This is a genomic window from Streptomyces anatolicus, from assembly GCF_019400875.1.
In the GTDB taxonomy this organism is placed as follows: domain Bacteria; phylum Actinomycetota; class Actinomycetes; order Streptomycetales; family Streptomycetaceae; genus Streptomyces; species Streptomyces anatolicus.
This window is the reverse complement of record NZ_WMBF01000014.1, coordinates 1-25,984: the sequence shown is the minus strand read 5'-3', so window position 1 is coordinate 25,984 and position 25,984 is coordinate 1. Positions and strand designations below refer to the sequence as shown.

The following is a 25,984-nucleotide window of genomic DNA, read 5'->3' as shown; positions in this document are numbered from 1 at the left end:
GGGTGCGGTGAGATGCCTCAGCCCTCGGGCTGCTCGCCCTTGAGCCGGGCGCGGACCCGCTCGACCACGTCGGCGTACCGCGCCTCCGCCCCGTACCTCGTGGGCTGGTAGTAGCGCTTGCCCTCGATGGTGTCCGGGGCGTACTGCTGGGCCGCGATGCCGCCGGGGACGTCGTGCGGATACACGTACCCCTGGGCGTGGCCGAGCTTTGCCGCGCCCTTGTAGTGGCCGTCGCGCAGGTGGGGCGGGACGGGGCCGGCGAGGCCGCCCCGGATGTCGGCCTGGGCCTGCTGGATCGCGATCGTCGCCGCGTTCGACTTCGGGGCGAGGGCGAGGGCGATCGTGGCGTGGCTGAGGGTGAGCGCGGCCTCCGGGAAGCCGATCATGGCGACGGCCTGGGCGGCGGCGACCGCGGTGGGCAGGGCGGTCGGGTCGGCGAGGCCGATGTCCTCGCTCGCGGAGATCATCAGGCGCCGGGCGATGAAGCGGGGGTCCTCGCCCGCCTCGATCATGCGGGCCAGATAGTGCAGGGCCGCGTCCACGTCCGAGCCTCGGATGGACTTGATGAGGGCACTCGCCACGTCGTAGTGCTGGTCGCCGTCGCGGTCGTACTTCACCGCGGCACGGTCGACCGACTCCTCCAGCGTCTGGAGGGTGATCTCCTTCTCGCCCTTGGCGAGGGCCGAGCCCGCGCCTGCCTCCAGGGCGGTCAGCGCGCGCCTGGCGTCGCCCCCGGCGATGCGCAGCAGGTGCTCCTCGGCCTCATCGGGCAGCTCGACGGCGCCGCCGAGGCCCCGCTCGTCGGTGAGCGCCCGGCGCAGCAGAGCGCGCAGGTCGTCGTCGGTGAGCGGTTCGAGGGTCAGGAGCAGGGAGCGGGACAGCAGCGGGGAGATGATCGAGAAGTACGGATTCTCGGTGGTCGCCGCGATGAGCGTCACCCAGCGGTTCTCGACGGCGGGCAGGAGGGAGTCCTGCTGGGCCTTGCTGAACCGGTGGATCTCGTCGAGGAACAGGACGGTCTCCTTGCCGTGGCCGCCCATGGCCCGGCGGGCGCCGTCGATGACCGCGCGCACTTCCTTCACGCCCGCGGTGATCGCGGACAGCTCGACGAAGCGCTTGTTCGTCGCCTTGGAGACCACGTACGCGAGAGTCGTCTTGCCGATGCCGGGCGGGCCCCACAGGAATACCGACGAGGGCCCGGCGGGGCCCCCGCCGCCCTCGCCGACGAGGCGGCGCAGGGGTGAGCCCGGCTTCAGCAGATGCTGCTGGCCGACGACTTCGTCGAGGGTGCGCGGGCGCATCCGGACGGCCAGGGGAGAGCTGGACGGGTCCTTCTCCTGGCGGTCTTCGGCTGCGGCGGTGAACAGGTCGGGCTCCACGTCAAGAACCCTATGTCACCCCACTGACAATCCGTCCTGGACCGGTCAGGCCCAGAGGTCGGCGCCCCAGCGCGTGAGGATCAGCATGGCGACGACGCCGAGGTGCATCACCGGCAGCGCCCAGGTGAAGTCGTCCAGGAAGCTCTTGGCCCAGCGGGGCGCGGGCAGGAAGCCGTTGCGGACGTTGAGGGAGGTGACGTACCAGAACATGATGATCGTGGCGGCCCAGGCCAGGCAGCACCACAGGCAGAGCGCGTTGATGTGGTACAGCGACTGGATCATCAGCCAGGTGCAGAATCCGACGCCGAAGACCGTGCCCGCGTTGAAGGTCAGCCAGTACCAGCGCGGGAAGCGGGCCCCGGCGAGCACGCTCATGCCGACGCAGATGACGATGCCGTAGGTGACCAGGCCGAGCATCGGGTTGGGGAAGCCGAAGACCGTCGCCTGGTCGCTCTTCATGATGCTGCCGCAGGACACGATGGGGTTGATGCTGCACCCCGGCTGGAAATTCGGGTTCTTCAGGAGTTCCAGCTTGTCGAGGGTGATCACCCAGGAGGCGAGCAGACCGGCCGCGCCCGTGATCACCAGGAGCAGGGCGAGCCCACGGCTCCCGCCGACAGCACCTGGGGCCGCTGCCCGCTCCCCGTGGTCCGAGTCGTGAGCCTGCGCCGAGATCGTTTTGGTCATCACGCCGTTCCGTCGCTTGAGGGGGCCTGTGGGCACGCACATTGTGCCGCATGTACCTGTGTGTCCACCGGCCGTTGGACACACAGGCACGAGGGGCGCGCGCGGCTTACGCGAGCCTGTCCTTCAGTACGGCGACGATCTCGTCCACCGCGATGGCCTCCTGCTCGCCGGACTCCATGTCCTTGAGCTGTACGACGCCCTCGGCGAGGTCCCGCTCACCGGCGACGACGGTGAACCGCGCGCCGCTGCGGTTGGCGTTCTTCATCGCGCCCTTGAGGCCCTTGCCGCCGTAACTGAAGTCGGCCGCGACCCCGGCCCTGCGCAACTCCGTCACCTTGGCGAAGAGCACGCGGCGCGCCTCGTCGCCGAGCGGCACCGCGAAGACGCTGGTGAGCGAGGGCAGTTCGAGCTGGACGCCCTCCGCCTCCAGGGCGAGCACCGTGCGGTCCACGCCGAGCGCCCAGCCGACCGAGGGCAGCGAGGGGCCGCCGATCATCTCGGACAGGCCGTCGTAGCGGCCGCCGCCGCCGACCGCGGACTGCGAGCCCAGGCCGTCGTGGACGAACTCGAAGGTCGTACGGGTGTAGTAGTCCAGGCCGCGGACCAGCTTCTCGTCGTCCTCGAAGGCGACGCCCGCCGCCGTGATCAGCTCGCGGACCTGCTCGTGGTAGTCCTTGCACGCGTCGCACAGGTACTCGCGCAGCGACGGGGCGCCCACCAGCTGCTTCTGGACGTCGGCGCGCTTGTCGTCGAGGACCCGGAGCGGGTTGATGTCGATACGTCGACGTGTCTCCTCGTCCAGGTCGAGGGCGCGCAGGAACTCCTGGAGCGCGGCCCGGTAGACGGGACGGCACTCCTTGTCGCCCAGCGAGTTGAGCAGGATGCGGAAGTTCCGCAGGCCGAGCGCGCGGTACGCCTGGTCGGCGAGGATGATCAGCTCGGCGTCGAGCGCCGGGTCCTCGGCGCCGATCGCCTCGGCGCCCACCTGGGAGAAGTGCCTGTAGCGGCCCTTCTGGGGGCGCTCGTAGCGGTAGTACGAGCCGGAGTACCAGAGCTTGACGGGGAGGTTGCCCGCCTTGTGGAGGCTGCCCTCCAGCGCGGCGCGCAGCACGGAGGCGGTGCCTTCGGGGCGCAGCGCGAGCTTGTCGCCGCCCTTGGTCTCGAAGGCGTACATCTCCTTGGTGACGATGTCGGTGGACTCACCGACACCGCGCGCGAACAGCTCGACGCTTTCAAAACCGGGCGTCTCGATGTAGCCGTAGCCGGAGTCGCGCAGCGGCGCGGCGATCGCCTCGCGCACCGCGAGGTACTTCGCGGAGTCGGGCGGAAGCAGGTCGTAGGTGCCCTTGGGGGCCTTGAAGGTGCTCACGGGTGTTCTCTCGTCACATTCCTCGTCGCGGGGCGGACATGGGGTCCGCGCCCAGGCCGGAGGCCACCTGCCGCAAGTACGGGTTGGTGGCGCGCTCCTGGCCGATGGATGTCTGGGGGCCGTGGCCGGACAGCACCACGGTCGAGTCGTCGAGCGGCAGGCACACGCGGGCCAGCGACTCAAGGATCTCGGGGTGGCTGCCGCCGGGCAGGTCGGTGCGTCCGATGGAGCCGGCGAAGAGCAGATCGCCCGAGAAGAAGACCGAGGGAATCTCGGCCGTCTCGGGCATCTGGAAGGTCACCGACCCCTTCGTATGGCCCGGCGCGTGCGCGACGGAGAAGTCGAGGCCGGCCAGCTTCAGCGCGGCGCCGTCGGTCAGCTCCCGCATGTCGTCGGGCTCACCCACCGTCAGCTCGCCCATGAGCGGCATCCCGATGGAGCGGCCGAGGGCCTTCTCGGGGTCGCTCATCATGTACCGGTCGGAGGGGTGGATCCACGCGGGCACGTCGTGCGCCCCGCAGACCGGGACGACCGAGGCGACGTGGTCGATGTGGCCGTGGGTGAGGATGACGGCGACGGGCTTGAGCCGATGCTTCTTGAGTGCGTCCTCGACTCCCTGGGCGGCCTGGTGGCCCGGGTCGATGATCACGCACTCCTCGCCTGCGGCGGGGGCGACCAGATAGCAGTTGGTGCCCCAGGCCCCGGCGGGGAACCCGGCAATGAGCACGATCGTCCTTCGTTCGTCGTCCGGCGGGAGGGCCGCACTCCCCGGCGGGGGATCGCGGCAGTTCAGAGCCTACCGGCGCTGCCGATTCCACAGGTAACCCATATACGGTACGGGGCACATTCAGGCGGCCCCGGAAGCGGGCCGGGGGAAACTGGGGCCCCAGGGAACCAGGAAGACGAGAAAAGGGGAGAGAACCCGGTGGTCAGCAACGATCAGCGGCGGCGGCAGCTCGCCCGGGAGAAGTTCGAGCGTCAGCAGCAGCGGCGGGAGGCGGCGCGGCGCAGGGCCCGTCTGCGCAACGGCGTGATCGCGGGGGCGCTCGCGGTGGTGGTGGCGGGCGGCGCGGTGTCGTACGCGGCGGGCGCCTTCGACGGCGACGGCTCGACGGACGACGAGGCGAGCGCGCGGCCCACCAGCACGCCGAAGGACCCGTGCGAGAAGGCGGCGCCCGGCAAGGTGAAGCCGCTGAGCTTCAAGAAGGAGCCCGCGCTCGACATCGACAAGTCGGCCGACTACACGATGAACCTGAAGACGACGTGCGGTGACATCGCACTCGACCTGGACGCGGCGAAGGCCCCGCGCACCGTCAACTCCTTCAACTTCCTGGTGAACAAGGGCTACCTGGACCACACCAAGTGCCACCGCCTCACCGCGGGCGGCATCTACGTCCTGCAGTGCGGCGACCCGAAGGGCACCGGTGAGGGCGGGCCCGGCTACTCGATCCCGGACGAGAACCTCAAGGACAAGCGCCTTAAGGGGAACGTGTATCCGGCGGGCACGGTCGCCATGGCGAACCAGTACAACGCCCAGAAGAAGCAGGGCCGCGACACCGGCGGCAGCCAGTTCTTCCTCGTCTACCAGGACAGTCAGCTCCCGCCCGACTACACACCGTTCGGGACCATTTCCGATTCCGGGATGAAGGTGCTCAAGAAGATCGCCGCGGCCGGGGAGAGCACCGGGCAGGGCGACGGCGCCCCGAACGCGACCGTCGTCATCGACAAGGCGACCGTGACCCGATCCTGAGCCCCGCCAGGCAAACTTCGGTCGTGCGGGATGCGGACAGCCGCCCCGCCGGTCGCCTATGTTGGCGGTGACGAAACTGTGGACGATGCCGGGGGCCCCGAGGCCCTGCGCAGGCATCATGTGGAGGAGGCGCTGTGAGCAGCGACCCGTGGGGCCGCGTCGACGAGACGGGGACCGTGTACGTGCGTACGGCCGACGGCGGCGAGCGAGTGGTCGGTTCGTGGCAGGCAGGTTCTCCTGACGAGGCCCTTGCCTACTTCGAGCGCAAGTACGACGGTCTGGTCGTCGAGATCGGACTTCTCGAGCGCCGGGTGAAGACGACCGATCTGTCGGCCAAGGACGCGCTGACCGCCGTCGATCACCTGCGCCAGCAGGTCGACGAGGCGCACGCGGTCGGCGATCTGGACGCCCTGAGCAAGCGGCTCGACAAGCTGGTGGAGACCGTCGAGGCCCGCCGCGAGGAGCGCAAGGCCCAGAAGGCCAAGCAGTCCGACGAGGCGCGGCAGGCCAAGGAGGCCCTGGTCGTCGAGGCCGAGGAGCTGGCCCAGAGCGAGCAGTGGCGGGCGGCCGGTGAGCGGCTGCGGGCCCTGGTGGACATCTGGAAGGGTCTGCCGCGCCTGGACCGCAAGTCGGATGACGAGCTGTGGCACCGCTTCTCGCACGCCCGCTCGGCGTTCTCCAAGCGCCGCAAGGCGCACTTCGCCTCGCTGGACGCGCAGCGCGAGGAGGCTCGCAAGGCCAAGGAGAAGCTGGTCGCCGAGGCAGAGGCGCTGTCCAGCTCGACGGACTGGGGCCCGACGGCCGCGCGGTACCGCGAGCTGATGACGGAGTGGAAGGCGGCGGGCCGCGCCCAGCGCGAGCACGAGGACGACCTGTGGAACCGCTTCCGCGGCGCGCAGGACGTCTTCTTCGCGGCGCGCAGCGCGGTCTTCGCCGAGCGCGACGCCGAGCAGGGCGAGAACCTGAAGCTCAAGGAGGAGCTGGCCGACGAGGCCGAGAAGCTCGTGCCGGTGACGGACCTGAAGGCGGCTCGTGCCGCGTTCCGCTCCATCAACGAACGCTGGGAGGCCATCGGCCACGTCCCGCGTGACGCGCGCCCCAAGGTCGAGGGCCGTATGCAGGCCGTGGAGCGGGCGCTCCAGGAGTCCGAGGAAGCCGAGTGGCGCCGCACGAACCCGGAGGCACGCGCGCGTGCCGAGGGTCTGACGGGGCAGCTGCAGGCGGCGGTGGACAAGCTGACGGAGCAGATCGAGAAGGCGCGCGCCGCGGGCAACACGGCCAAGGCCGACAAGCTCCAGCGGGAGCTGGACGGCCGTCAGGCGCTTCTCGACCAGGCTCTCAAGGGTCTGCACGAGTTCGGCGGCTGACAGCCCGCACGGCATGGGTCCGCCCCCGGCGCTTCTGCGCCGGGGGCGGACCCATGTCCGACAGGAGTCAGGGCCTGCGCGCCGAGGTGACCCGGTACACGTCGTACACGCCCTCGACTCCCCTGACGGCCTTGAGCACGTGGCCCAGGTGCTTGGGGTCGCCCATCTCGAAGGTGAAGCGGGAGGTGGCGACGCGGTCGCGCGAGGTCTGCACCGCGGCCGACAGGATGTTCACGTGCTGGTCCGAGAGGATGCGCGTGACATCGGAGAGCAGGCGCGAACGGTCCAGGGCCTCGACCTGGATGGCGACCAGGAAGACCGACGACTGCGTGGGCGCCCACTCGACCTCCAGGATCCGCTCGGGCTCACGCGAGAGCGAGTCGACGTTCACACAGTCGCTGCGGTGCACCGAGACGCCGCTGCCGCGCGTGACGAAGCCGATGATGGGGTCCCCGGGGACGGGCGTGCAGCAGCGGGCCAGCTTGACCCACACGTCCTCGACGCCCTTGACGACCACGCCCGGATCGGCGTTCGAGCGGCGCTTGCTGCGGCCGCGCGAGGGCGGCGCGCTCTCGGCGATGTCCTCGTTGGCGGCCTCCTCGCCGCCGAGGGCCTGGACGAGCTTCTGCACGACGGACTGCGCGGTGACGTGTCCCTCGCCGATCGCCGCGTACAGCGAGGAGATGTCGGGGTAGCGCATCTCGTGCGCGAGCGTGACCAGGGAGTCGCCGGTGAGGATTCGCTGGATCGGCAGGTTCTGCTTGCGCATGGCGCGCGCGATGGCGTCCTTGCCCTGCTCGATGGCCTCGTCGCGGCGCTCCTTGGAGAACCACGCACGGATCTTGTTGCGCGCCCGCGGCGACTTGACGAAGCCGAGCCAGTCGCGGGAGGGGCCCGCGCCCGCGGCCTTGGAGGTGAAGACCTCCACCAGGTCGCCGTTGTCCAGGGTCGATTCGAGCGGTACGAGCCTGCCGTTGACCCGCGCCCCTATGGTGCGGTGGCCGACCTCGGTGTGGACCGCGTACGAGAAGTCGACGGGGGTGGCGCCCGCCGGGAGCGCTATGACGTCGCCCTTCGGCGTGAACACGAAGACCTCGTTGCGCGACAGGTCGAAGCGCAGCGACTCCAGGAACTCGCTGGGGTCCTCGGTCTCCTTCTGCCAGTCGAGGAGCTGGCGCAGCCACGCCATGTCGTTGAGGTGGTCGTCCTTGCCGCCGGCCTTCCGCGGCACGTCGGTACGGACCTTCGAGGCGCCGGCGACGGCCTCCTGCTTGTACTTCCAGTGGGCGGCGATGCCGTACTCGGCGCGGCGGTGCATGTCGAAGGTGCGGATCTGCAGCTCGACGGGCTTGCCGTTGGGGCCGATGACCGTCGTGTGCAGCGACTGGTACATGTTGAACTTCGGCATCGCGATGTAGTCCTTGAACCGGCCGGGGACCGGGTTCCATCGCGCGTGGACCGTGCCGAGCGCCGCGTAGCAGTCGCGGACGGTGTCGACAAGTACACGAATTCCCACCAGGTCGTAGATCTCCGCGAAGTCACGGCCGCGGACGATCATCTTCTGGTAGACGCTGTAGTAGTGCTTCGGGCGGCCGGTGACGGTCGCCTTGATGCGGGCGGCGCGCAGGTCCGCCTGGACCTCGTCGGTCACTATGGCGAGGTACTCGTCGCGCTTGGGGGCGCGCTCGGCGACCAGCCGCACGATCTCGTCGTACATCTTGGGGTAGAGGATCGCGAAGGCGAGGTCCTCCAGCTCCCACTTGATGGTGTTCATGCCCAGGCGGTGGGCGAGCGGCGCGTAGATCTCCAGGGTCTCGCGCGCCTTCTTCTCCTGCTTCTCGCGCTTGAGATAGCGCATCGTGCGCATGTTGTGCAGGCGGTCGGCGAGCTTGATGACCAGGACGCGGGGGTCCTTGGCCATGGCGACGACCATCTTGCGCACGGTCTCGGCCTGCGCGGCCTCGCCGAACTTGACCTTGTCGAGCTTGGTGACGCCGTCGACGAGCAGGGCGACCTGGTCGCCGAAGTCGCGCTTGAGGGTGTCCAGGCCGTACTCGGTGTCCTCGACGGTGTCGTGCAGGAGACCGGCCATCAAGGTGGCCGGATCCATGCCCAGCTCGGCGAGGATGGTCGTCACGGCGAGCGGGTGCGTGATGTACGGGTCGCCGCTCTTGCGCTTCTGGCCGCGGTGCCAGCGCTCGGCGACCTGGTAGGCCCGCTCGATCTGGCGGAGCGTGGACGTCTCGATCTTCGGGTCGTTGCTGCGCACTATCCGCAGCAGGGGCTCGAGGACCGGGTTGTACGGGTTCGAACGCTGCACGCCGAGCCGGGCGAGCCGGGCCCGCACGCGGTTGGAGGAGCCGGAGCGCGCGGGCGCGCCCGTGGCGGGGCGGATCGCGGGAGCCGTCGGGTGGTGGTCCGCGGCCGGCTTCGGGCGGGGCTGCTCGGCCGGTTTGTCACCCCGGGAGACCTCGCCCTGAGCGCGCTGCGCGGAGGTGCCGCCCTGGGGGCCCGCCGCCTTCTTCGCGGGCGCGGCGGAGCCCGCCGAGGCCTCCTTGCCCGCCTGGGCGGCCTTGGCGGCGGTGAGTGGCTGGGACTCGTCTGGCAAGAGCGCTCCCTGTGCGCGATCGGGGTCCCCCGGTCAGGCCCCGAAGAACCCATGGTATCGATCCTGGGCCGTCGGCTCGCCTTCGGCCGGTGAGACAGCTCTGTACTGGAGAAACGCGAGGGGCGGCGCGTCGATTCCCCCCCCACGTGCCGGGAAGACGGCGACGGGCGCCCCGGCCTGTGCCGGAGCGCCCGTCGCCGTGTCCCGCGCGCCCTCTCAGACGGTGATCAGCGCCTCCAGCGGCGCCCCCTCCAGAGCGCGCTCCAGCTTCTGCCTGCCGTCGAGGAAGCCCAGCTCCATGAGGACCGCGACACCGGCCACCTGGGCGCCCGAGCGCCGGATCAGGTCCACCGAGGCCGCGGCGGTGCCGCCGGTGGCGAGGACGTCGTCGATGACCATGACGCGGTCGCCCGCCGCCAGGTCCTCGGCGTGCACCTCGATCTCGGCGCTGCCGTACTCCAGGTCGTAGCTCTGGCGCAGCGTCGCTCCGGGGAGCTTGCCCGCCTTGCGTACGGGGATGAAGCCGAGCCCGGCGCGGATCGCGACCGGGGCGCCGAGGATGAAGCCGCGGGCCTCAAGGCCGACGATCTTCGTGGCGCCGTGCCGCGTGCTGAGGGCGGCCAGCGTGTCCGTGAGCGCCGCGAACGCGGCCGGGTCGGCCAGCAGCGGTGTGATGTCCTTGAACATCACCCCCGGCTTTGGATGGTCCGGGACGTCACGGATGTGGCTGAGCAGCAGCTCGGAGACGTCTGCGACCTCGGTCATCGGCGCTTCCCCGACGGCCTGCCCTTGCCGCGGCTGCGCGAGGCCGGCTGGGCCCGCGGGCCGACGACGGCCGGTGTGGCCTCGTCGTCGGGAACGCTGCCCCGCGGCTCGTCCTCCCCACGGAAGTCACCGTCCTCCACCGAGTCCCCCCTGGCCGCGGCCGACGCGCGCTTGGCGAGCACCCGCTTCTTCAGGGCCTTCAGCTGCGGCTCGCGCTCCTTGAAGTCGGCGACGAGCGGCGTGGCGATGAAGATCGAGGAGTACGCACCGGCCGCGAGGCCGACGAACAGCGACAGCGAGATGTCGTTGAGCATGCCGGCGCCCAGGACACCGCCGCCGATGAACAGCAGGCCCGCCACCGGGAGCAGCGCGACGACCGTGGTGTTGATGGAGCGCACCAGGGTGCCGTTGATGCTGCGGTTGGCGACCTCGCTGTAGGTGAAGCGGGTCTGCTTGGTGAGGTCCTTCGACTGCTCCTTCAAGCTGTCGAAGACCACGACCGTGTCGTAGAGCGAGTAACCGAGGATGGTCAGCAGACCGATCACCGTGCCGGGCGTGACCTCGAAGCCGACCAGCGCGTACACACCGACGGTGATGGTGATGTCGTGGATGAGCGCGATCAGTGCCGCCAGCGCCATGCGCCATTCGAAGGCGATGGCCAGGTAGATCACCACGAGAATCATGAAGATCGCCAGGCCCTGCCAGGCCTTGTTGGCGACCTGTTCGCCCCAACTGGGGCCCACCAGGTCGGCGTTGATGTCCGCGGCCTTGACGTCGAGGTCCTTGGCCAGCGCCGCCTTGATCTGGTCGGCCTTGTCGATGTCCACACCCGCGATCTGGATGCGCATCGCGTCGTCGCCCAGCTTCTGGACGATCGCGTCGTGGCCGGAGGCCTTCTCCGCGGCCTCCTCGGCCCGCGTGACCGAGACGCTCGTCTTCGGGGTGTTGAAGACGGCGCCGCCCTCGAACTCGATGCCCATGTTCAGGCCGCGCACCGCGAGGCCCACGATGGCCGTGATGGTGATCAGTATCGAGACGGCGTACCAGATCTTGCGCTTGCCGACGAAGTCGTAGCCGACCTCGCCGTGGTAGAGCCTGGCGCCGAGATCGCCGAGCTTCGACATCTCACGCCTCCTTCGGGTCGACAGGGCCAACGGAGGAGCCGGTGGTGCGGCGTGTCCGGCGGATCGGGGGCTTGATGCCGAGCCGCTTCGGGTCGAAGCCCGACCACTTGTGGCCGCTCGCGAAGAACTTCTTGCGTGCCATGAGCGTCATCAGCGGCTTGGTGAAGAAGAAGACCACGACGACGTCGAGCAGGGTGGTCAGACCGAGCGTGAACGCGAAGCCCTGCACCTTGCCGACCGTGACGACGAAGAGCACCGCGGCGGCGAGGAAGGAGACGAAGTCGGAGACGAGGATCGTGCGCCGGGCGCGCGGCCAGGCCCGCTCGACGGCGGGACGCAGCGTACGTCCCTCGCGGACCTCGTCACGGACGCGTTCGAAGAAGACGATGAACGAGTCCGCCGTGATGCCGATCGCGACGATCGCACCGCACACCGCGGGGAGGTTCAGCGCGAAGTTGATGGTCGGGCCGAGCAGCGTCATGATCGCGTACGTCAGCGCCGCGGAGACCAGGAGGCTCGCGATGGCGATGAGCGACAGGCCGCGGTAGTAGACCACCAGGTAGATGACGACGAGCGCGAGACCGATGGCGCCCGCGATCAGGCCTGCCTTCAGCTGCTCGCCGCCGAGGGCCGGGCTGACCGTGGTGACGCTCTGCTCGTGGAAGGTGAGCGGCAGGGCGCCGTACGACAGGATGTTCGCCAGGTCCTTGGCGGAGTCCTGGTTGAAGCTGCCGGAGATCTCGGCGTTCGTGGTCAGCGTCGTGTTGACGCTGGGGGCCGAGACGACCTCGCCGTCCAGGACGATCGCGAACTGGTTCTGCGGGGACTGCTGCTGCGAGAGCTTGCCCGTCGTCTTCGCGAACTTCTTGCCGCCGCTCTTGGTGAACTCCATGTTGACGACCCAGGCACCGGTCTGCTGGTTGATGGTCGCCTGCGCCTCGTCGACGTCCTTGCCGTTGACCTCGGCCGGGGCAAGGATGAACTTGTCCCACGTCTTGCCGTCGGGGCTCTTGCCGCACGCGACGGTGGGGTCGGACGGCTTGACGCCCTTGCCGGCCGCCGCGCGGGCCTTCTTGTCCGTGCAGTCCAGCTTGGTGAACTGCTCCTGGAGCTTGGCCGTGGCCGGGTCGGTGGACGGCGTGGGCGAGGGCTTCTCGTCCTTCTTCCCGTCGTCCTTGGCCTTGTCCGTCGCGGACGGGGTCGGGTCGGCCTTCAGGGCCTCACTAACGGCACGGCCCTGGGGCGACGCGGAGGAGGACGGGGAGTTCGCCTCGTCCTTGTCGGTGGCCTTGTCCGTGGCCTTGTCGGCCGCCTTGTCGGTGGCCTTGTCCTTGTCCTTCTCCTTGTCCGTCCCGGACGAGGAGCTGGCGGACGGCTCGGGAACCGGCGCGCCGGCGGCCTGAGTGATCACCGGACGGAAGTAGAGCTGAGCGGTCGTGCCGACCTGCTCGCGCGCCTGCTTCTCGTTCGTCCCCTTGGGGATGTTGACGATGATGTTGCGATCGCCCTGGGTCTGGACCTCGGCCTCGGAGACACCGAGGCCGTTGACACGGTTGTTGATGATGTCAACGGCCGTGTTCATGTTGGTCGGGTTGATCGCGTTCTTCTGGCCCGGCTCGTTCCTCGCCTCGAGCGTGATGCTCGTACCACCCGCGAGGTCGATGCCCAGGCGCGGTGTGGTGTGTCCGGAAAGGAACATTCCCCCGGTCAGCGCCACGAGGGCGATCAGGATGAAGGCCAGTGCGCGGCCCGGCTTGCCCGGTGCGCTCTGCCTTCGGCCCTTCTTCGGTGCTGCCACCTTCTCGTTCTCCCTGTCCAACCGCCCGGCATCCGGTCCGGCCCCGAACGGTGCGGGGAGGTTCCGGGCGGGCGGCCATGAAGTGGTGTCGAGATTCGGCGCGAAATGCACGTGGTCCGGGGCCCGTGGTGCGCGAGCGGCGCGCCCCACGGGCCCCGGTCGTGACTACTTCGCGTCGGACTCGCCGTCGGTCTTCTTCGGCTGCGCGTCGTCGGCCTCGGCGGCCGCGTCCTTCTTGCCGAGGTCGATGCGCGAGTCGTCGGAAGCGTCGGCGGGCTCGTCGGTCTCGGTCAGGGAGGAGGCGTCGTCCGGCACGACGGGGGCGTCCTCGTTCAGGTCGGCCTCGGTGCCGTGCACGATGCGGTTGTACTCGTCGTCGGCGAGAACGGCGCCGATCGCGTTCTTCGCGTAAACCGCGTGGACACCGGGGGCCACCTCAAGGAGGACGGCGTCGTCGTGGACCTCCTTGACGGTGGCGTACATGCCCCCGATCGTGCGGATGCCGGTGCCGGGCTGCATCTCGTTACGCATCTGCGCGGCGGCCTGCTGCTTCTTCTTCGCAGACCGGGTCATCAGGAACATGGCCCCGATGAGCACGATGAACGGGAGGAGGGTCACGATATTCACGGGACGGAGTTTCCTTCGCACGACCGCGGGGGTAAGCGGCCTGATGGATGGGGGTGGGCACGCCGCCCGCAAAGGCGGCGTCGGCGGAGTCTAAGCGAGTCCGCACCTAACGAACAACGCTCAGCATGGCACCGCAGTTCCTGGGCAAGCGACTATCCGCGCCGTTCTGCCCCGCTCGCGGTGCGCTCTCGCGCCACTGTCACGCCCCGAACAGATCCTGCTGTCCCTTTCCGCCTCCGCCCGGCCGGGGCGGCGGCGTAAGGCCCAGGTGCGCCCAGGCGGCGGGCGTCGCGACGCGGCCGCGCGGGGTGCGGGCGAGCAGCCCCTCGCGTACGAGGAAGGGCTCGGCGACCTCCTCGACGGTCTCGCGCTCCTCCCCCACCGCGACCGCGAGGGTGGAAAGGCCGACGGGGCCGCCACCGAACAGCTTGAGCAGGGCCTCGAGGACGGCGCGGTCGAGGCGGTCGAGGCCCCGGTCGTCGACCTCGTAGACCGCGAGGGCCGCGCCCGCGATGGCTCGGTCGATCACGCCGTCGGCCTTGACCTGGGCGTAGTCCCGCACGCGGCGCAGCAGGCGGTTGGCGATACGGGGCGTGCCGCGCGAGCGGCCCGCGATCTCGGCGGCGCCGGCCGGGTCGATCTCCACGTCGAGCAGCTGGGCGGAGCGGTGGACGACCCGCTCCAGCTCCGCGGGTTCGTAGAACTCCATGTGCGCGGTGAAGCCGAAGCGGTCGCGCAGCGGCGGGGGCAGCAGGCCCGCGCGCGTGGTGGCGCCGACGAGGGTGAAGGGCGGCAGTTCGAGGGGGATGGCGGTGGCGCCGGGGCCCTTGCCGACGATGACGTCGACGCGGAAGTCCTCCATCGCCATGTAAAGCATCTCCTCGGCGGGCCGCGACATGCGGTGGATCTCGTCGAGGAAGAGGACCTCGCCCTCCTGGAGGGAGGAGAGGATCGCGGCGAGGTCGCCCGCGTGCTGGATGGCGGGCCCGCTGGTGATGCGGATCGGGGCGCCCATCTCGGCGGCGATGATCATCGAGAGGGTCGTCTTGCCGAGGCCGGGGGCGCCGGAGAGCAGGACATGGTCGGCGGTGGCGCCGCGCGCGCGGGCGGCCCGCAGGACGAGGTCGAGCTGCTCGCGGACCTTCTCCTGGCCGATGAACTCGCCGAGGTCCTTGGGGCGCAGGGCGGCCTCGACGGCCTGGTCCTCGCCGTCGGCGACGGAGCCCACCAGCCGCTCGGCCGCGGCGGCAGCTTCGTCGGTGGTGTCGTCCCAGTTCATGCGGTGTGCCTCGCGATGCGTTTCGGGGGGGGGTGGCCTGCGGGTGCGTACGGAGGGGGCTAGCGAGTGCGGTTCAGGGTCTGGAGCGCGGCCTTGAGGAGCTGTCCGACCTGGGGCGTGCCCTCGGTGGCCTCGGCCTGCGGGGTGACGGCGGCGACGGCCTCGTCGGCCTCGCGCGTGGCGTACCCGAGGCCGATCAGGGCGGCGTGCAGCTGGTCGCGCCAGCCGGAGGTGACGGCCCTGCCGATGGCGGAGCCGCCGGTGCCCAGCGGTTCGCCGAGCCGGTCCTTGTACTCCAGGAGGAGCTTCTGGGCGCCCTTCTTGCCGATGCCGGGGACGGCGGTCAGCGCCTTCTCGTCGCCGGTGGAGACGGCGCGGCGCAGGGCGTCGGGGCTGTGCACGGCGAGCATGGCCTGGGCCAGGCGCGGGCCGACGCCGCTCGCGGTCTGCAGCAGCTCGAAGGTCTGCCGCTCGTCGTCGTCCGCGAAGCCGTACAGGGTCAGGGAGTCCTCGCGCACGACCAGGGAGGTGGCGAGCTTGGCCTGCTGGCCCACCCGGAGCGTGGAGAGGGTGTTCGGTGTGCACTGGACGGCCATGCCGATGCCGCCGACCTCGACCACCGCGGCATCGGGGGCGAGGGCGGCGACGGGGCCGCTGACGAAGGCGATCATGCGGTACGGCCTTTCTGGGCTGCTTGCTGGGCTGCTTTCTGGGCTGTGAGGGTCCTTGCGGCGTGCTGGGCCGCGGCCTGCTGGAGCCGGTTCTGGGCAACGGCCTGTTGCAGGCGGTTCTGCGCGGGCGCGCGCCAGATGTGGCAGATGGCGAGGGCCAGAGCGTCCGCCGCGTCGGCGGGTTTCGGCGGTGCGTCGAGCCGCAGGAGGCGGGTGACCATCGCCCCGACCTGGGCCTTGTCGGCGCGGCCGCTGCCGGTGACGGCGGCCTTGACCTCGCTCGGGGTGTGCAGGGCGACGGGGATGCCGCGGCGCGAGGCGCAGAGCATGGCGACGGCGCTGGCCTGGGCGGTACCCATGACCGTACGGACGTTGTGCTGGCTGAACACCCGCTCCACGGCGAGGACTTCGGGGTCGTGCTCGTCGAGCCACTGCTCGATGCCCTGCTCGATGGCGACAAGCCGCAGCCCCAGCTCGGCGTCGGCCGGGGTCCGTACGACACCGACGCCGCGCATGGTCAGAGGGCGTCCGGCGACTCCGTCGACGACCCCCACACCGCACCGGGTCAGCCCCGGGTCGACCCCCAGCACCCGCACGACAGCCCCCACTTCTTCGCTCACCTGTTTGTGCAGGCTATCGGCTCGCACTGACAACGCGACGGGCCGACAGGGGCGTGTCCCCGTCGGCCCGTCGTCGCATACGCGTCACATCCGCGTGTGTCAGGCGTCCACCTTGGCCATGACCTCGTCGGAGACGTCGAAGTTGGCGAAGACGTTCTGCACGTCGTCGCTGTCCTCAAGGGCGTCGATGAGCTTGAAGATCTTCCGGGCGCCGTCCTCGTCCAGCTCGACCTGCATGGTCGGGACGAAGTTGGCGTCGGCCGAGTCGTAGTCGATGCCGGCGTCCTGGAGGGCGGTGCGGACCGCGACCAGGTCGGTGGCCTCGCTGAGCACCTCGAAGGTCTCACCGAGGTCGTTGACCTCCTCGGCGCCCGCGTCAAGGACCGCGCCGAGCACGTCGTCCTCGGTCAGCTCGCCCTTGGGGACGATCACGACGCCCTTGCGGTGGAAGAGGTAGGAGACGGAGCCCGGGTCGGCCATCGAGCCGCCGTTGCGCGTCATGGCGACGCGGACGTCGGACGCGGCGCGGTTGCGGTTGTCGGTGAGGCACTCGATGAGCACCGCGACGCCGTTCGGGCCGTAACCCTCGTACATGATCGTCTCGTAGTCGGCGCCACCGGCTTCGAGACCGGCGCCGCGCTTGACCGCGGAGTCGATGTTCTTGTTCGGGACCGAGCTCTTCTTGGCCTTCTGGATGGCGTCGAAGAGCGTCGGGTTACCGGACACGTCGGCGCCGCCCGTGCGGGCCGCGACCTCGATGTTCTTGATCATCTTCGCGAAGAGCTTGCCGCGCTTGGCGTCGATCACGGCCTTCTTGTGCTTCGTCGTAGCCCATTTAGAGTGGCCGGACATCTGCCTGTCTCCTTCGCGTTACCCAACAACCAGTACGAACTCTCCCAGACGCAAGGCTCCGGGGATCCCCGGAGATCCTACAAGGATCCCGCGCGCGTGTTACCCCGCGCCATCTCCACGAACAGAGCGTGGACGCGGTGGTCTCCGGTCAGCTCGGGGTGGAAGGACGTGGCGAGCGCGTTGCCCTGGCGCACGGCGACGATGTGGCCCTCGTGCTCGGCGACCACCTCCACCTGCGCGCCGACCGACTCGACCCACGGCGCCCGGATGAAGACACCCTCGACCGGGGCGCCCTCGACGCCCTTGACGTCGACGGCCGCCTCGAAGGACTCGTTCTGGCGTCCGAAGGCGTTGCGGCGCACGATCATGTCGATGCCGCCCACCGTCTCCTGGCCCGAGCGCGGGTCGAGGATCTTGTCGGCGAGCATGATCATGCCCGCGCAGGTGCCGTAGACCGGCATGCCGTCACGCACGCGCGCGCGAAGGGGCTCCATGACGCCGAAGAGGGTCGCCAGCTTGGAGATGGTGGTGGACTCGCCGCCGGGGATGACCAGGCCGTCGACCTCGGCCAGCTCTTCGGGGCGCCGGACCGGCCTGGCCAGGGCGTCAGCCGAGGCCAGGGCGATCAGGTGCTCCCGTACGTCCCCCTGAAGGGCGAGGACGCCCACTACGGGAGTGGTCATTACCAGCCTCGGTTCGCGTAGCGCTCGGTCTCGGGCAGGGTGTCGCAGTTGATGCCGACCATGGCCTCACCGAGGTTGCGGGAGGCGTCGGCGATGATCTTCGGGTCGTCGTAGAAGGTGGTGGCCTTCACGATGGCGGCGGCGCGCTTGGCCGGGTCGCCGGACTTGAAGATGCCGGAGCCGACGAAGACGCCCTCGGCGCCGAGCTGGCGCATCAAGGCGGCGTCGGCCGGGGTGGCGACGCCACCGGCGGAGAAGAGCACGACGGGCAGCTTGCCCAGCTCGGCGGTCTCCTTGACCAGCTCGTAGGGGGCGCGCAGGTCCTTGGCGGCGGCGTACAGCTCGTTGTTGTCGAAGCCGCGCAGGCGGGCGATCTCGTTCTTGATCTGGCGCAGGTGGCGGACGGCCTCGACGACGTTGCCGGTGCCGGCCTCGCCCTTGGAGCGGATCATGGCCGCGCCCTCGGCGATGCGGCGCAGGGCCTCGCCCAGGTTGGTGGCGCCGCACACGAACGGGGTCGTGAAGGCGAACTTGTCGCTGTGGTTGACCTCGTCGGCCGGGGTGAGCACCTCGGACTCGTCGATGTAGTCGACGCCGAGGGACTGCAGCACCTGGGCCTCGACGAAGTGGCCGATGCGGGACTTGGCCATGACCGGGATGGAGACGGCCTCGATGATCTCTTCGATCATGTTCGGGTCGGACATCCGCGCCACGCCGCCGTCCTTGCGGATGTCGGCGGGCACCCGCTCCAGCGCCATGACGGCGACGGCACCGGCGTCCTCGGCGATCTTCGCCTGCTCGGCGTTGACGACGTCCATGATCACGCCGCCCTTGAGCTGCTCGGCCATGCCGCGCTTCACGCGCGCGGTGCCGGTCTCGGGCGTCTGGTTGCTGCTGGAGGGGGTGCTGGACACGGGGTTGACCTCACTCGCTGAAGAGAAGTTTCTGCGACTCCGAGGTAACTCTCGAACACCAGGCCACAGCAAGGGCCAATGGTTGACCGGTGGCTCATTTTTCCGGGACGCGGTCGGCCGGTGCCGCGCTGACCAGGCAGTTCACGGCACCGAGGCGCTATGCGCCCGCGCGGTCGGCCAGCGCCACCGGCGGCTCGTCGTCCATCTCGAACGCCATCGGGAAGGGCGCGTGCCCCGCGAGACGGAACCAGCGGACCTTGCGGTGCCTGCGCAGGGCGCGGGCGGCGCGTACGGAGTCGTTGTGGAAGCGGCGGGCCATCGGCACCCGGCGCACGGCCGCGGCCAGTTCGGTGGCCGCCTCGTCGCCGCCGGGGGCCTCGCGCACCGCCTCGACCTGCTGGATCTCACCGAAGATCGCCCGCAGCGCCTGGCTCAGCTCGCTCTCGGCGACCTCGCGCTGCTCCTCCTCCGCCTGCCGGGCCGCGTGGGCCGCCTCGTAGAGCACGATCGAGGCGGCGGGATCGAGCACCCCCGAGGTGGCCAGCTCCTGGGCGACCGAGGCGCGGCGCAGCAGTTGCGCGTCGAGGGCGGCACGGGCGGCGTCGATCCGGGCGTGCAGCCGGTCGAGCCGTCCGGCGGTCCAGCTCAGGTAGAGGCCGATCGCGAAGAGGGCTACCGCGATCCAGATCAGGGTGGAGGTCACGGATTTCAGGCTAGTCGCCCCGCGGCCGCCGGTTCACCACCGGGCACCCCAAGGCGTCCCGGCACGGCTCAGGGCGCCCCTCCGCAAACGGACCGTCAGGTGCGCGTAAGGCCGAACCGCGCCCGAAGACCCGACCGTTCGTCCTCCGCGACGGAGGCCGCGCCGTCCGTCACCGTCTCGTACACCGCGAGGATGTCCGCGCCGACGGTCGACCAGTCGAAGCGCCGCACATGCGCGCTGCCGCGCTCCCTCAGGCCCTCGCGGCGCTCGGGGTCGGCGAGGAGGCGCACCGCCGCCTTGGCGAGGGAGTCGGCGTCCTCGTTGCCGAACAGGTCGCCCGCCGCGCCCTGGTCGAGGACCTGGGCGAAGGCGTCGAGGTCGCTGGCGAGCACGGGCGCGCCGGCGGACATCGCCTCGACGAGGATGATCCCGAAGCTCTCGCCGCCGGTGTTCGGGGCGACGTACAGGTCGACACTGCGCAGCAGCCGCGCCTTGTCCTCGTCGCTGACCATGCCCAGGAACTCCACCCGGGGGCGCAGTTCGGCCGGGAGCGTGGCCACCGCCTCGTCCTCGTCGCCGCGTCCGGCGACCAGCAGGCGCGCGTCCGGCCGCTCGGCGAAGATCTGCGGCAGCGCCTTCATCAGGACCGGCAGGCCCTTGCGGGGCTCGTCGATGCGGCCGATGAAGCCGATGGTCTCGCCCTGCCACTCGGGCTTGGGCTCGGCCTTGGCGAAGAAGTCGACGTCGACGCCGTTGGGGATGACGACCGCGTCGCCGCCCAGGTGCTCCACGAAGGTGCGGCGCGCGTACTCGCTCACGGCGATACGGGCGCTGATCTTCTCCAGGGCGGGCTGCAGGATCGGGTAGGCGGCGACCATGGCCCGGGAGCGCGGATTGGACGTGTGGAAGGTCGCGACGATCGGCCCCTGCGCCGCCCAGCACGCGAGCAGCCCGAGCGACGGCGAGGTCGGCTCGTGGATGTGGATGACGTCGAAGGTGCCGTCGTGCAGCCAGCGGCGGACCCGGGCGGCCGACAGGAAGCCGAAGTTGAGGCGCGCGACCGAGCCGTTGTACGGCACGGGGACGGCCCGGCCCGCCGAGACGACGTACGGCGGGAGCGGGGTCTCGTCGTCGGCCGGGGCCAGGACGGAGACCTCGTGTCCGAGGCGGATCAGGTGCTCCGCCAGATCGCGGATGTGGAACTGGACGCCGCCCGGCACGTCCCAGGAGTACGGGCAGACGATGCCGATCTTCACGAGGGCTCCCCCGCCGCGGGGCCGCCGGGGCGGGGCTCCAGGTCGGCGAGCCACAGTCGCTGGAGCATGTGCCAGTCCTCCGGGTGGTCGGCGATGCCGGTGGCGAAGGCGTCTGCCAGCGCCTGCGTCATGACAGACGTCTTCTCGGCGCGGGTACCTGTCTCGGGGACGTCGACAGGCGGGTGGATGCGGCCCTTCATGACGGGCGTGCCGTCGTACCAGAGCGTCACGGGCAGCAACGCCGCGCCGGTGTGCTGGGCCAGCATGGCGGGGCCTGCGGGCATCCGGGCACTGTCCCCGAAGAACTTCACCTCGACGCCGGAGGCCGACAGGTCGCGGTCGGCGACCAGGCAGATCAGACCGCCCGCGCGCAGCCGCCGGGCCAGCGTGCCGAAGGCGGCGCCGCCGGTGTGCGGCAGGACCTCCATGCCGAGGCTCTCGCGGTAGGCGACGAAGCGGTCGAAGAGCGTCTCGGGCTTGAGGCGCTCGGCGACGGTCGTGAAGGGGATCTCCAGCTTGGTGGTGACCCAGGCGCCCGCGAGGTCCCAGTTGCCGAGGTGCGGCAGGGCGACGATGACGCCCTTGCCGGCGGCGAGTCCGTCGGTGAGGTGGTGCTGCCCCTCGACGTCGACGCCGTCCCTGATGCGCTCCCGGCTCCAGGAGGGCAGCCGGAAGGACTCCATCCAGTAGCGCAGGTACGACCGCATGCCCGCCCTGGACAGCTGGGCGAGCCTCTCCGGAGAGGCGTCGGGCACCACGCGCGCGAGGTTGGACTCCAGGCGCAGCACGCCCTTGCCCCGGCGCTTCCAGACCGCGTCGGCGATGGTCGTGCCGAGCCGCTGGGCGACCGGCTCGGGAAGCTTCTTGACGGTGCTCCAGCCGAGACCGTACAGCGCGTCGGTGAGTTGGTCCCTCACTGCGCCGTCTCACTCTCCTGGCCCGGGGCGGCGTCGGCCTCGGCGGCCTCGCGGCGCACGGTCACGACGCGCTGCACGAGGGTGACGAGGCTGCCGATCGCGACGATCCACAGGGCGATGGGGAGCAGGACGTCGATGCCCGGGACGCCGAACTTGTGCAGCCCGGCGAGGCCCGCGGCGACCAGCGAGATCACCAGCCGCTCGGCGCGCTCCACCAGGCCGTTGACGGCCACGGGCAGGCCGATCGCCTCGCCGCGCGCCTTGGTGTACGAGACGACCTGGCCGCTCGCCAGACAGAAGATGGAGACGGCACAGAGGATGTTGTCGCCGCCGGATCCGGCGTACCACAGGGCGAGGCCGCCGAAGATCGCGCTGTCGGCCACCCGGTCGAGCGTGGAGTCCAGGAAGGCGCCCCAGCGGCTGGAGCGGCCGAGCTGGCGGGCCATGTTGCCGTCGATGAGGTCCGAGAAGACGAACAGCGTGATGACGATCGTGCCCCAGAAGAACTCGCCACGCGGGAAGAAGACCAGCGCTCCCGCCACCACACCGGCCGTGCCGATGAAGGTGACCGCGTCGGGGCTGACCCCGCGGCGGATGAGAAACGCGGCGAACGGTGTGAGGACACGCGTGAAGAATGCACGCGCGTACTTGTTCAGCATGGCCTTCCCGAGGGGTCGGTGCGCCGCGTGGCCCCGTTGGCCACCGGCCGACCCATCGTAGTCACGCCCCTGACGCACCGGCTCGCCCCCTCACGATCGCGTACGACGTATGGACGCACCGTGACCCGAGTGGAAAGCTCGAAAGCACCACGGGCGCCGTCGGAGCAGCCCCGCACCGGGCCCCAGCGCGTCCGCAGCAGCCAGCATCCCCGAGGGGGCTGAGCCTCCTCACCGCGCACGTGACCGGGAGGCAAGGCATGGGCGACAAGGCGAACGCACACCCCGGAGCCGCCGGCAGGGCAGTGACGGCCGACCACCCCGCGTCCGTACGGAATGTGGTGCTGGTCGGCCACAGCGGATCGGGCAAGACGACCCTCGTGGAGGCGCTCGCGCTGACCGCGGGGGCGGTGAACCGCGCGGGCCGCGTCGAGGACGGCACGGCCGTCTCCGACTACGACGAGATCGAGCACCGGCAGCAGCGCTCGGTGCAGCTGTCCCTGGTGCCCCTCGAATGGGGCGGCATCAAGGTGAATCTTCTGGACACCCCCGGATACGCCGACTTCGTCGGGGAGCTGAGGGCCGGTCTGCGCGCCGCGGACGCGGCCCTCTTCGTCGTCTCGGCGGCGGAGGGCGCCGAGGGCGTCACCGGCGCGACCCGCATGGTGTGGGAGGAGTGCGCGGCGGTGGGCATGCCGCGGGCCATCGTGGTCACGCACCTGGAGTCGGCCCGCGCGGACTTCACCGTGATGACGCGCAACTGCGCCGAGGCGTTCGGCGCCGACGATCCGGACGCCGTACTGCCGCTGTATCTGCCGCTCCACGGCGAGCAGGGCCCGGACGGGCACGCGCCGGTGACCGGCCTGATCGGGCTGCTCTCCCGGCGGGTCTACGACTACGCGTCGGGCGAGCGCAAGGAGTCCGAGCCGGGCGAGGACCAGCTGCCGCTGATCGCGGAGGCCCGCGACAAACTGATCGAGGGGATCATCGCCGAGAGCGAGGACGAGTCCCTGATGGACCGCTATCTCAGCGGCGAGGACATCGACTTCAAGACGCTCGTGGACGACCTGGAGCGGGCCGTCGCGCGCGGCATCTTCCACCCCGTGCTCGCCGCCGCCCCGGCCGCGGAGGGCGCCCGCCAGGGCATCGGCACCGTCGAGCTCCTCGAGCTGATCACGGGCGGCTTCCCCACCCCGCTCGAACACCCCGCGCCGGCCGTGACGACGCCGGGCGGCAAGGCGAGGCCCGCGCTCTCCTGCGACCCGGACGGGCCCCTGGCCGCCGAGGTCGTCAAGACCGCCTCCGACCCCTATGTCGGCCGGATCTCGCTCGTACGCGTCTTCTCCGGCACCCTGCGCCCCGACGAGACGGTGCACGTCTCCGGGCACGGCCTCGCGGACCGCGGCCACGAGGATCACGACGTCGACGAGCGCGTCGGCGCCCTGTCCTCCCCCTTCGGCAAGCAGCAGCGCACCCTCAGCCGGTGCGTGGCGGGCGACATCGCGTGCGTGGCCAAGCTGCACCGCGCGGAGACCGGCGACACCCTTTCGGCCAAGGACGACCCGCTCCTGATGGAGCCCTGGGACATGCCCGACCCGCTGCTGCCGCTCGCCATCCAGGCGCACAGCAAGGCGGACGAGGACAAACTCTCGCAAGGCCTCGCGCGCCTGGTGGCCGAGGACCCGACGATGCGGCTCGAACAGAACCAGGACACCCACCAGGTGGTCCTGTGGTGCCTGGGCGAGGCACACGCCGACGTGGCCCTGGAGCGGCTGCGCAATCGGTACGGCGTCCAGGTCGACGTCGTGGCGCACCGGGTGTCCCTGCGGGAGACGTTCGCGGGCAGGTCGGTGGGGCGCGGGCGCCATGTGAAGCAGTCCGGCGGGCACGGCCAGTACGCGATCTGCGAGATCGAGGTGGAGCCGCTGCCCGGCGGCAGCGGCATCGAGTTCGTCGACAAGGTGGTCGGCGGCGCGATCCCCCGCCAGTTCATTCCCTCCGTCGAGAAGGGCGTGCGGGCGCAGGCGGCCAAGGGCGTCGCGGCCGGGTACACGCTCGTCGACGTACGCGTCACGCTTCTGGACGGCAAGGCGCACTCGGTGGACTCCTCCGACGCCGCGTTCCAGACGGCGGGCGCGCTCGCGCTGCGCGAGGCGGCGGCCGGGGCCGGGATCCACCTGCTCGAACCGGTCGCGGAGGTGCGGGTGCTGGTCGGCGACGACCATGTCGGCGCGGTGATGAGCGATCTGTCGGGCCGCCGCGGCCGGGTGGTCGGCACCGAGCAGGCGCCCGGCGGACGCACGCTCGTACGGGCCGAGGTCCCCGAGATCGAGATCGGCCGGTACGCGGTGGACCTGCGGTCCCTCTCCCAGGGCACCGGACGCTTCAGCCGCGCATACGCCCGGCATGAGCCGATGCCCCCGCAGTTGTCGGAGCGCGTGCGCGAACAGGCGCGGGCCGCCTCCTAGGGCCTGTCCGGCGGATCAGGTCGCGTTCGGGTGGCGGCCACCTTTCAGGTGCGGGTGAGCGGGGTGTGGTGCGTCGAGATGCAAGGCGGAGGAGGGCGGCAACGCGGAGCGTTGACAACCGACGACAACGCCGCAGATCGGGGTGCCACACCCCGCGTCCCGCGGCATGATCCGCCGGACAGGCCCTAGCCCCAGGCGCCCGCCGCCGCGGCCCTCTTCGCGTACTCCGTGAAGTCGCGGGCCTCGCGGCCGAGCACCTCGCGGACGCCGGGGACCGGAGCGGAGTTGTGGCCCCCGGCGAGGAAGGCGAGCACCTCCGCCAGGGAACGGGCGGCGTCCTCGGGCACGCCACGCCCGGCCAGTTCGGCCACGTAGGCCTCCTCCGTGACGTCCTCGAACCGCATCGGCCGCTCCGACGCCTCCGCCATCTCCGCCACCGCTTCGGCGAAGGTCAGCGAGCGCGGCCCGGAGAGTTCATAGGTACGGCCCGTGTGCCCGTCCTCGGTGAGCAGGGCGGCGGCCACCTCCGCGATGTCCTCCACGTCGACGAACGGCTCCGGCACGTCGCCGACCGGCAGCGCCAGGCGGCCTTCGAGCAGGGGTGCGTGGAAGACGTCCTCGTCGAAGTTCTGCGAGAAGTTGTTCGGGCGGATCACCGTCCAGTCCACGCCCGCCTCGCGCACCACGCGCTCGGCCTCCGCCATGGACGGTTCGAATGAGGAGCCGTAGACCTCGATGCCCCGGCCGGAGAGGACCACGAAGCGGCGTACGCCCGCCGCCTTCGCCTGCGCGACGAAGTCGGCGATCGGCTCGGGGTCGGGCGGGCCGACGAGGTAGAGGGCGCCGACGCCGTCCAGGACGGGGGCCCAGGTGGAGCGGTCGGTCCAGTCGAAGGGGGTCTCCGCCGTACGGGACGCGGCGCGCACGGTGTGGCCCGCCGCGCGCAGGTGGGCCACCACGCGGCGGCCGGTCTTGCCGGTGGCGCCGAGCACCAGGGTGAGGTGATCGCTAAGGTTATTCATGTCGGGGTTTCCGGTAGGTGGGTCGATGAAGTGACTTTAGGCGTATCGAATGAGAGCATCAATAATCTATGCACTCAATAATTTGCGTGATACGCTCACAACATGGACATATTGCAAGAGCATCTGGTGCGCGCCCGCGCTGCTGGCGGCGTGTTCGCGCGATCCATCGCAGTCGCACCTTGGGGGCTTCGGCTGCCGGGGACGATTCAGTTGGCCGTTCACGCGGTGATTCAGGGGCATGCGTGGCTGTGGCTCGATGGCGAGGGCGACCCCGTTGAACTCAGGCCGGGAGACTTGGCGCTGGTTCGCGGTGGGCCTGACCACTTCATCGCCCACGAACCAGGGGCGCATTGCGTCTTGCCGGAGGATTTCCGGGTTGCGCACGCCTCTGACGAGGCCGAACGCGATCCGCGAGCGTCGGGATTCCTTTGCGGGGCTTATCGCTTTGCCGGGGACATCGGTGTAGGAC

At 70.6% G+C, this 25,984-nt stretch carries 24 protein-coding genes; 4 read left to right on the top strand and 20 right to left on the bottom strand.

The annotated features are described in order from the left end of the window. Positions 1-17 precede the first annotated feature (17 nt). The 4 genes from GKQ77_RS03270 to GKQ77_RS03255 all read right to left on the bottom strand — a co-directional run bounded on the left by GKQ77_RS03270 (position 18) and on the right by GKQ77_RS03255 (position 4,162). Positions 18-1,379, bottom strand: a complete 1,362-nt coding sequence (locus GKQ77_RS03270) for a replication-associated recombination protein A (RefSeq protein WP_219687073.1) — start codon at positions 1,377-1,379, stop codon at positions 18-20. 45 nt (positions 1,380-1,424) lie between these two features. After that, on the bottom strand, positions 1,425-2,066 hold the full coding sequence (locus tag GKQ77_RS03265) for a vitamin K epoxide reductase family protein (RefSeq protein WP_219687072.1): 642 nt from the start codon (positions 2,064-2,066) through the stop codon (positions 1,425-1,427). A gap of 106 nt (positions 2,067-2,172) precedes the next feature. After that, a complete protein-coding gene (gene hisS / locus GKQ77_RS03260) occupies positions 2,173-3,435 on the bottom strand; it encodes a histidine--tRNA ligase (protein ID WP_219687070.1) in 1,263 nt (420 codons plus the stop codon). Between the two features lie 13 nt (positions 3,436-3,448). Continuing rightward, positions 3,449-4,162 (bottom strand): MBL fold metallo-hydrolase, encoded by a 714-nt coding sequence (locus GKQ77_RS03255; protein WP_219687068.1) that lies wholly within the window; start codon positions 4,160-4,162, stop codon positions 3,449-3,451. Positions 4,163-4,360: 198 nt separating this feature from the next. Here GKQ77_RS03255 and GKQ77_RS03250 point away from each other — a divergent pair, with 198 nt between their 5' ends. Both GKQ77_RS03250 and GKQ77_RS03245 read left to right on the top strand, forming a co-directional pair. After that, positions 4,361-5,185, top strand: a complete 825-nt coding sequence (locus GKQ77_RS03250) for a peptidylprolyl isomerase (protein ID WP_219687066.1) — start codon at positions 4,361-4,363, stop codon at positions 5,183-5,185. A gap of 134 nt (positions 5,186-5,319) precedes the next feature. Continuing rightward, positions 5,320-6,552 carry a DUF349 domain-containing protein gene (locus GKQ77_RS03245; protein ID WP_219687064.1) on the top strand — a complete coding sequence of 411 codons (1,233 nt, stop codon included), beginning with the start codon at positions 5,320-5,322 and terminating at the stop codon, positions 6,550-6,552. A gap of 67 nt (positions 6,553-6,619) precedes the next feature. Here the strand turns inward: GKQ77_RS03245 and GKQ77_RS03240 are convergent, their stop codons facing one another. The 15 genes from GKQ77_RS03240 to pgsA form a co-directional block, all read right to left on the bottom strand. Next, positions 6,620-9,160 carry a RelA/SpoT family protein gene (locus tag GKQ77_RS03240; protein ID WP_219687063.1) on the bottom strand — a complete coding sequence of 847 codons (2,541 nt, stop codon included), beginning with the start codon at positions 9,158-9,160 and terminating at the stop codon, positions 6,620-6,622. A gap of 216 nt (positions 9,161-9,376) precedes the next feature. Continuing rightward, complete coding sequence (locus GKQ77_RS03235) at positions 9,377-9,925, bottom strand: adenine phosphoribosyltransferase (RefSeq protein ID WP_219687061.1); 549 nt, start codon at positions 9,923-9,925, stop codon at positions 9,377-9,379. Further along, on the bottom strand, positions 9,922-11,049 hold the full coding sequence (secF, locus tag GKQ77_RS03230; RefSeq protein WP_219687059.1) for a protein translocase subunit SecF: 1,128 nt from the start codon (positions 11,047-11,049) through the stop codon (positions 9,922-9,924). Before secF ends, GKQ77_RS03235 begins: the two co-directional genes overlap by 4 nt. Position 11,050: 1 nt before the next feature. Further along, positions 11,051-12,847: a protein translocase subunit SecD gene (secD, locus tag GKQ77_RS03225; RefSeq protein WP_219687057.1), complete on the bottom strand. Its 1,797-nt coding sequence runs from the start codon at positions 12,845-12,847 to the stop codon at positions 11,051-11,053. Positions 12,848-13,012: 165 nt separating this feature from the next. Then, positions 13,013-13,474: a preprotein translocase subunit YajC gene (gene yajC, locus GKQ77_RS03220; protein WP_125511581.1), complete on the bottom strand. Its 462-nt coding sequence runs from the start codon at positions 13,472-13,474 to the stop codon at positions 13,013-13,015. A gap of 199 nt (positions 13,475-13,673) precedes the next feature. Further along, complete coding sequence (gene ruvB, locus GKQ77_RS03215; protein WP_219687055.1) at positions 13,674-14,753, bottom strand: Holliday junction branch migration DNA helicase RuvB; 1,080 nt, start codon at positions 14,751-14,753, stop codon at positions 13,674-13,676. Between the two features lie 59 nt (positions 14,754-14,812). Then, entirely contained in the window at positions 14,813-15,424 is a 612-nt protein-coding gene (ruvA, locus tag GKQ77_RS03210; protein ID WP_219687053.1) for a Holliday junction branch migration protein RuvA, read from the bottom strand. Continuing rightward, positions 15,421-16,020, bottom strand: a complete 600-nt coding sequence (gene ruvC / locus GKQ77_RS03205; protein ID WP_219687085.1) for a crossover junction endodeoxyribonuclease RuvC — start codon at positions 16,018-16,020, stop codon at positions 15,421-15,423. The genes ruvA and ruvC overlap by 4 nt, the downstream gene beginning before the upstream one ends. Before the next feature lie 123 nt (positions 16,021-16,143). After that, a complete protein-coding gene (locus GKQ77_RS03200; protein ID WP_219687051.1) occupies positions 16,144-16,896 on the bottom strand; it encodes a YebC/PmpR family DNA-binding transcriptional regulator in 753 nt (250 codons plus the stop codon). A gap of 77 nt (positions 16,897-16,973) precedes the next feature. After that, positions 16,974-17,579 carry a pyridoxal 5'-phosphate synthase glutaminase subunit PdxT gene (pdxT, locus tag GKQ77_RS03195; protein ID WP_219687049.1) on the bottom strand — a complete coding sequence of 202 codons (606 nt, stop codon included), beginning with the start codon at positions 17,577-17,579 and terminating at the stop codon, positions 16,974-16,976. Then, a complete protein-coding gene (gene pdxS, locus GKQ77_RS03190; RefSeq protein WP_219687047.1) occupies positions 17,579-18,493 on the bottom strand; it encodes a pyridoxal 5'-phosphate synthase lyase subunit PdxS in 915 nt (304 codons plus the stop codon). Before pdxS ends, pdxT begins: the two co-directional genes overlap by 1 nt. A gap of 157 nt (positions 18,494-18,650) precedes the next feature. Next, positions 18,651-19,196 carry a hypothetical protein gene (locus GKQ77_RS03185; RefSeq protein ID WP_219687046.1) on the bottom strand — a complete coding sequence of 182 codons (546 nt, stop codon included), beginning with the start codon at positions 19,194-19,196 and terminating at the stop codon, positions 18,651-18,653. Positions 19,197-19,291: 95 nt separating this feature from the next. Continuing rightward, on the bottom strand, positions 19,292-20,452 hold the full coding sequence (locus GKQ77_RS03180) for a glycosyltransferase family 4 protein (RefSeq protein ID WP_219687044.1): 1,161 nt from the start codon (positions 20,450-20,452) through the stop codon (positions 19,292-19,294). Beyond that, entirely contained in the window at positions 20,449-21,369 is a 921-nt protein-coding gene (locus GKQ77_RS03175; RefSeq protein ID WP_219687043.1) for a phosphatidylinositol mannoside acyltransferase, read from the bottom strand. Before GKQ77_RS03175 ends, GKQ77_RS03180 begins: the two co-directional genes overlap by 4 nt. After that, positions 21,366-22,028, bottom strand: coding sequence for a phosphatidylinositol phosphate synthase (pgsA, locus tag GKQ77_RS03170; protein ID WP_219687041.1), 663 nt, complete (start codon positions 22,026-22,028; stop codon positions 21,366-21,368). The genes GKQ77_RS03175 and pgsA overlap by 4 nt, the downstream gene beginning before the upstream one ends. A gap of 257 nt (positions 22,029-22,285) precedes the next feature. On the opposite strand from pgsA, the gene GKQ77_RS03165 reads away from it, so the two are divergent. Then, positions 22,286-24,493 (top strand): elongation factor G-like protein EF-G2, encoded by a 2,208-nt coding sequence (locus GKQ77_RS03165; protein ID WP_219687039.1) that lies wholly within the window; start codon positions 22,286-22,288, stop codon positions 24,491-24,493. A gap of 185 nt (positions 24,494-24,678) precedes the next feature. Here the strand turns inward: GKQ77_RS03165 and GKQ77_RS03160 are convergent, their stop codons facing one another. Then, positions 24,679-25,515, bottom strand: coding sequence for an NAD(P)H-binding protein (locus GKQ77_RS03160; RefSeq protein ID WP_219687038.1), 837 nt, complete (start codon positions 25,513-25,515; stop codon positions 24,679-24,681). 102 nt (positions 25,516-25,617) lie between these two features. Between GKQ77_RS03160 and GKQ77_RS03155 the strand changes: the two genes are divergently transcribed. Beyond that, the coding region (locus GKQ77_RS03155) for a cupin domain-containing protein (protein WP_219687037.1) at positions 25,618-25,984 on the top strand (367 nt) is incomplete at its 3' end.

Coding starts and splice junctions, on each gene's coding strand:
- GKQ77_RS03235 (WP_219687061.1), bottom strand. CDS start 9,925: ATGACCGAGGTCGCAGACGTCTCCGAGCTGCTGCTCAGCCACATCCGT.
- GKQ77_RS03200 (WP_219687051.1), bottom strand. CDS start 16,896: ATGTCCGGCCACTCTAAATGGGCTACGACGAAGCACAAGAAGGCCGTG.
- secF (WP_219687059.1), bottom strand. CDS start 11,049: ATGTCGAAGCTCGGCGATCTCGGCGCCAGGCTCTACCACGGCGAGGTC.
- ruvB (WP_219687055.1), bottom strand. CDS start 14,753: ATGAACTGGGACGACACCACCGACGAAGCTGCCGCCGCGGCCGAGCGG.
- pdxT (WP_219687049.1), bottom strand. CDS start 17,579: ATGACCACTCCCGTAGTGGGCGTCCTCGCCCTTCAGGGGGACGTACGG.
- ruvA (WP_219687053.1), bottom strand. CDS start 15,424: ATGATCGCCTTCGTCAGCGGCCCCGTCGCCGCCCTCGCCCCCGATGCC.
- GKQ77_RS03165 (WP_219687039.1), top strand. CDS start 22,286: ATGGGCGACAAGGCGAACGCACACCCCGGAGCCGCCGGCAGGGCAGTG.
- pgsA (WP_219687041.1), bottom strand. CDS start 22,028: ATGCTGAACAAGTACGCGCGTGCATTCTTCACGCGTGTCCTCACACCG.
- GKQ77_RS03265 (WP_219687072.1), bottom strand. CDS start 2,066: ATGACCAAAACGATCTCGGCGCAGGCTCACGACTCGGACCACGGGGAG.
- GKQ77_RS03160 (WP_219687038.1), bottom strand. CDS start 25,515: ATGAATAACCTTAGCGATCACCTCACCCTGGTGCTCGGCGCCACCGGC.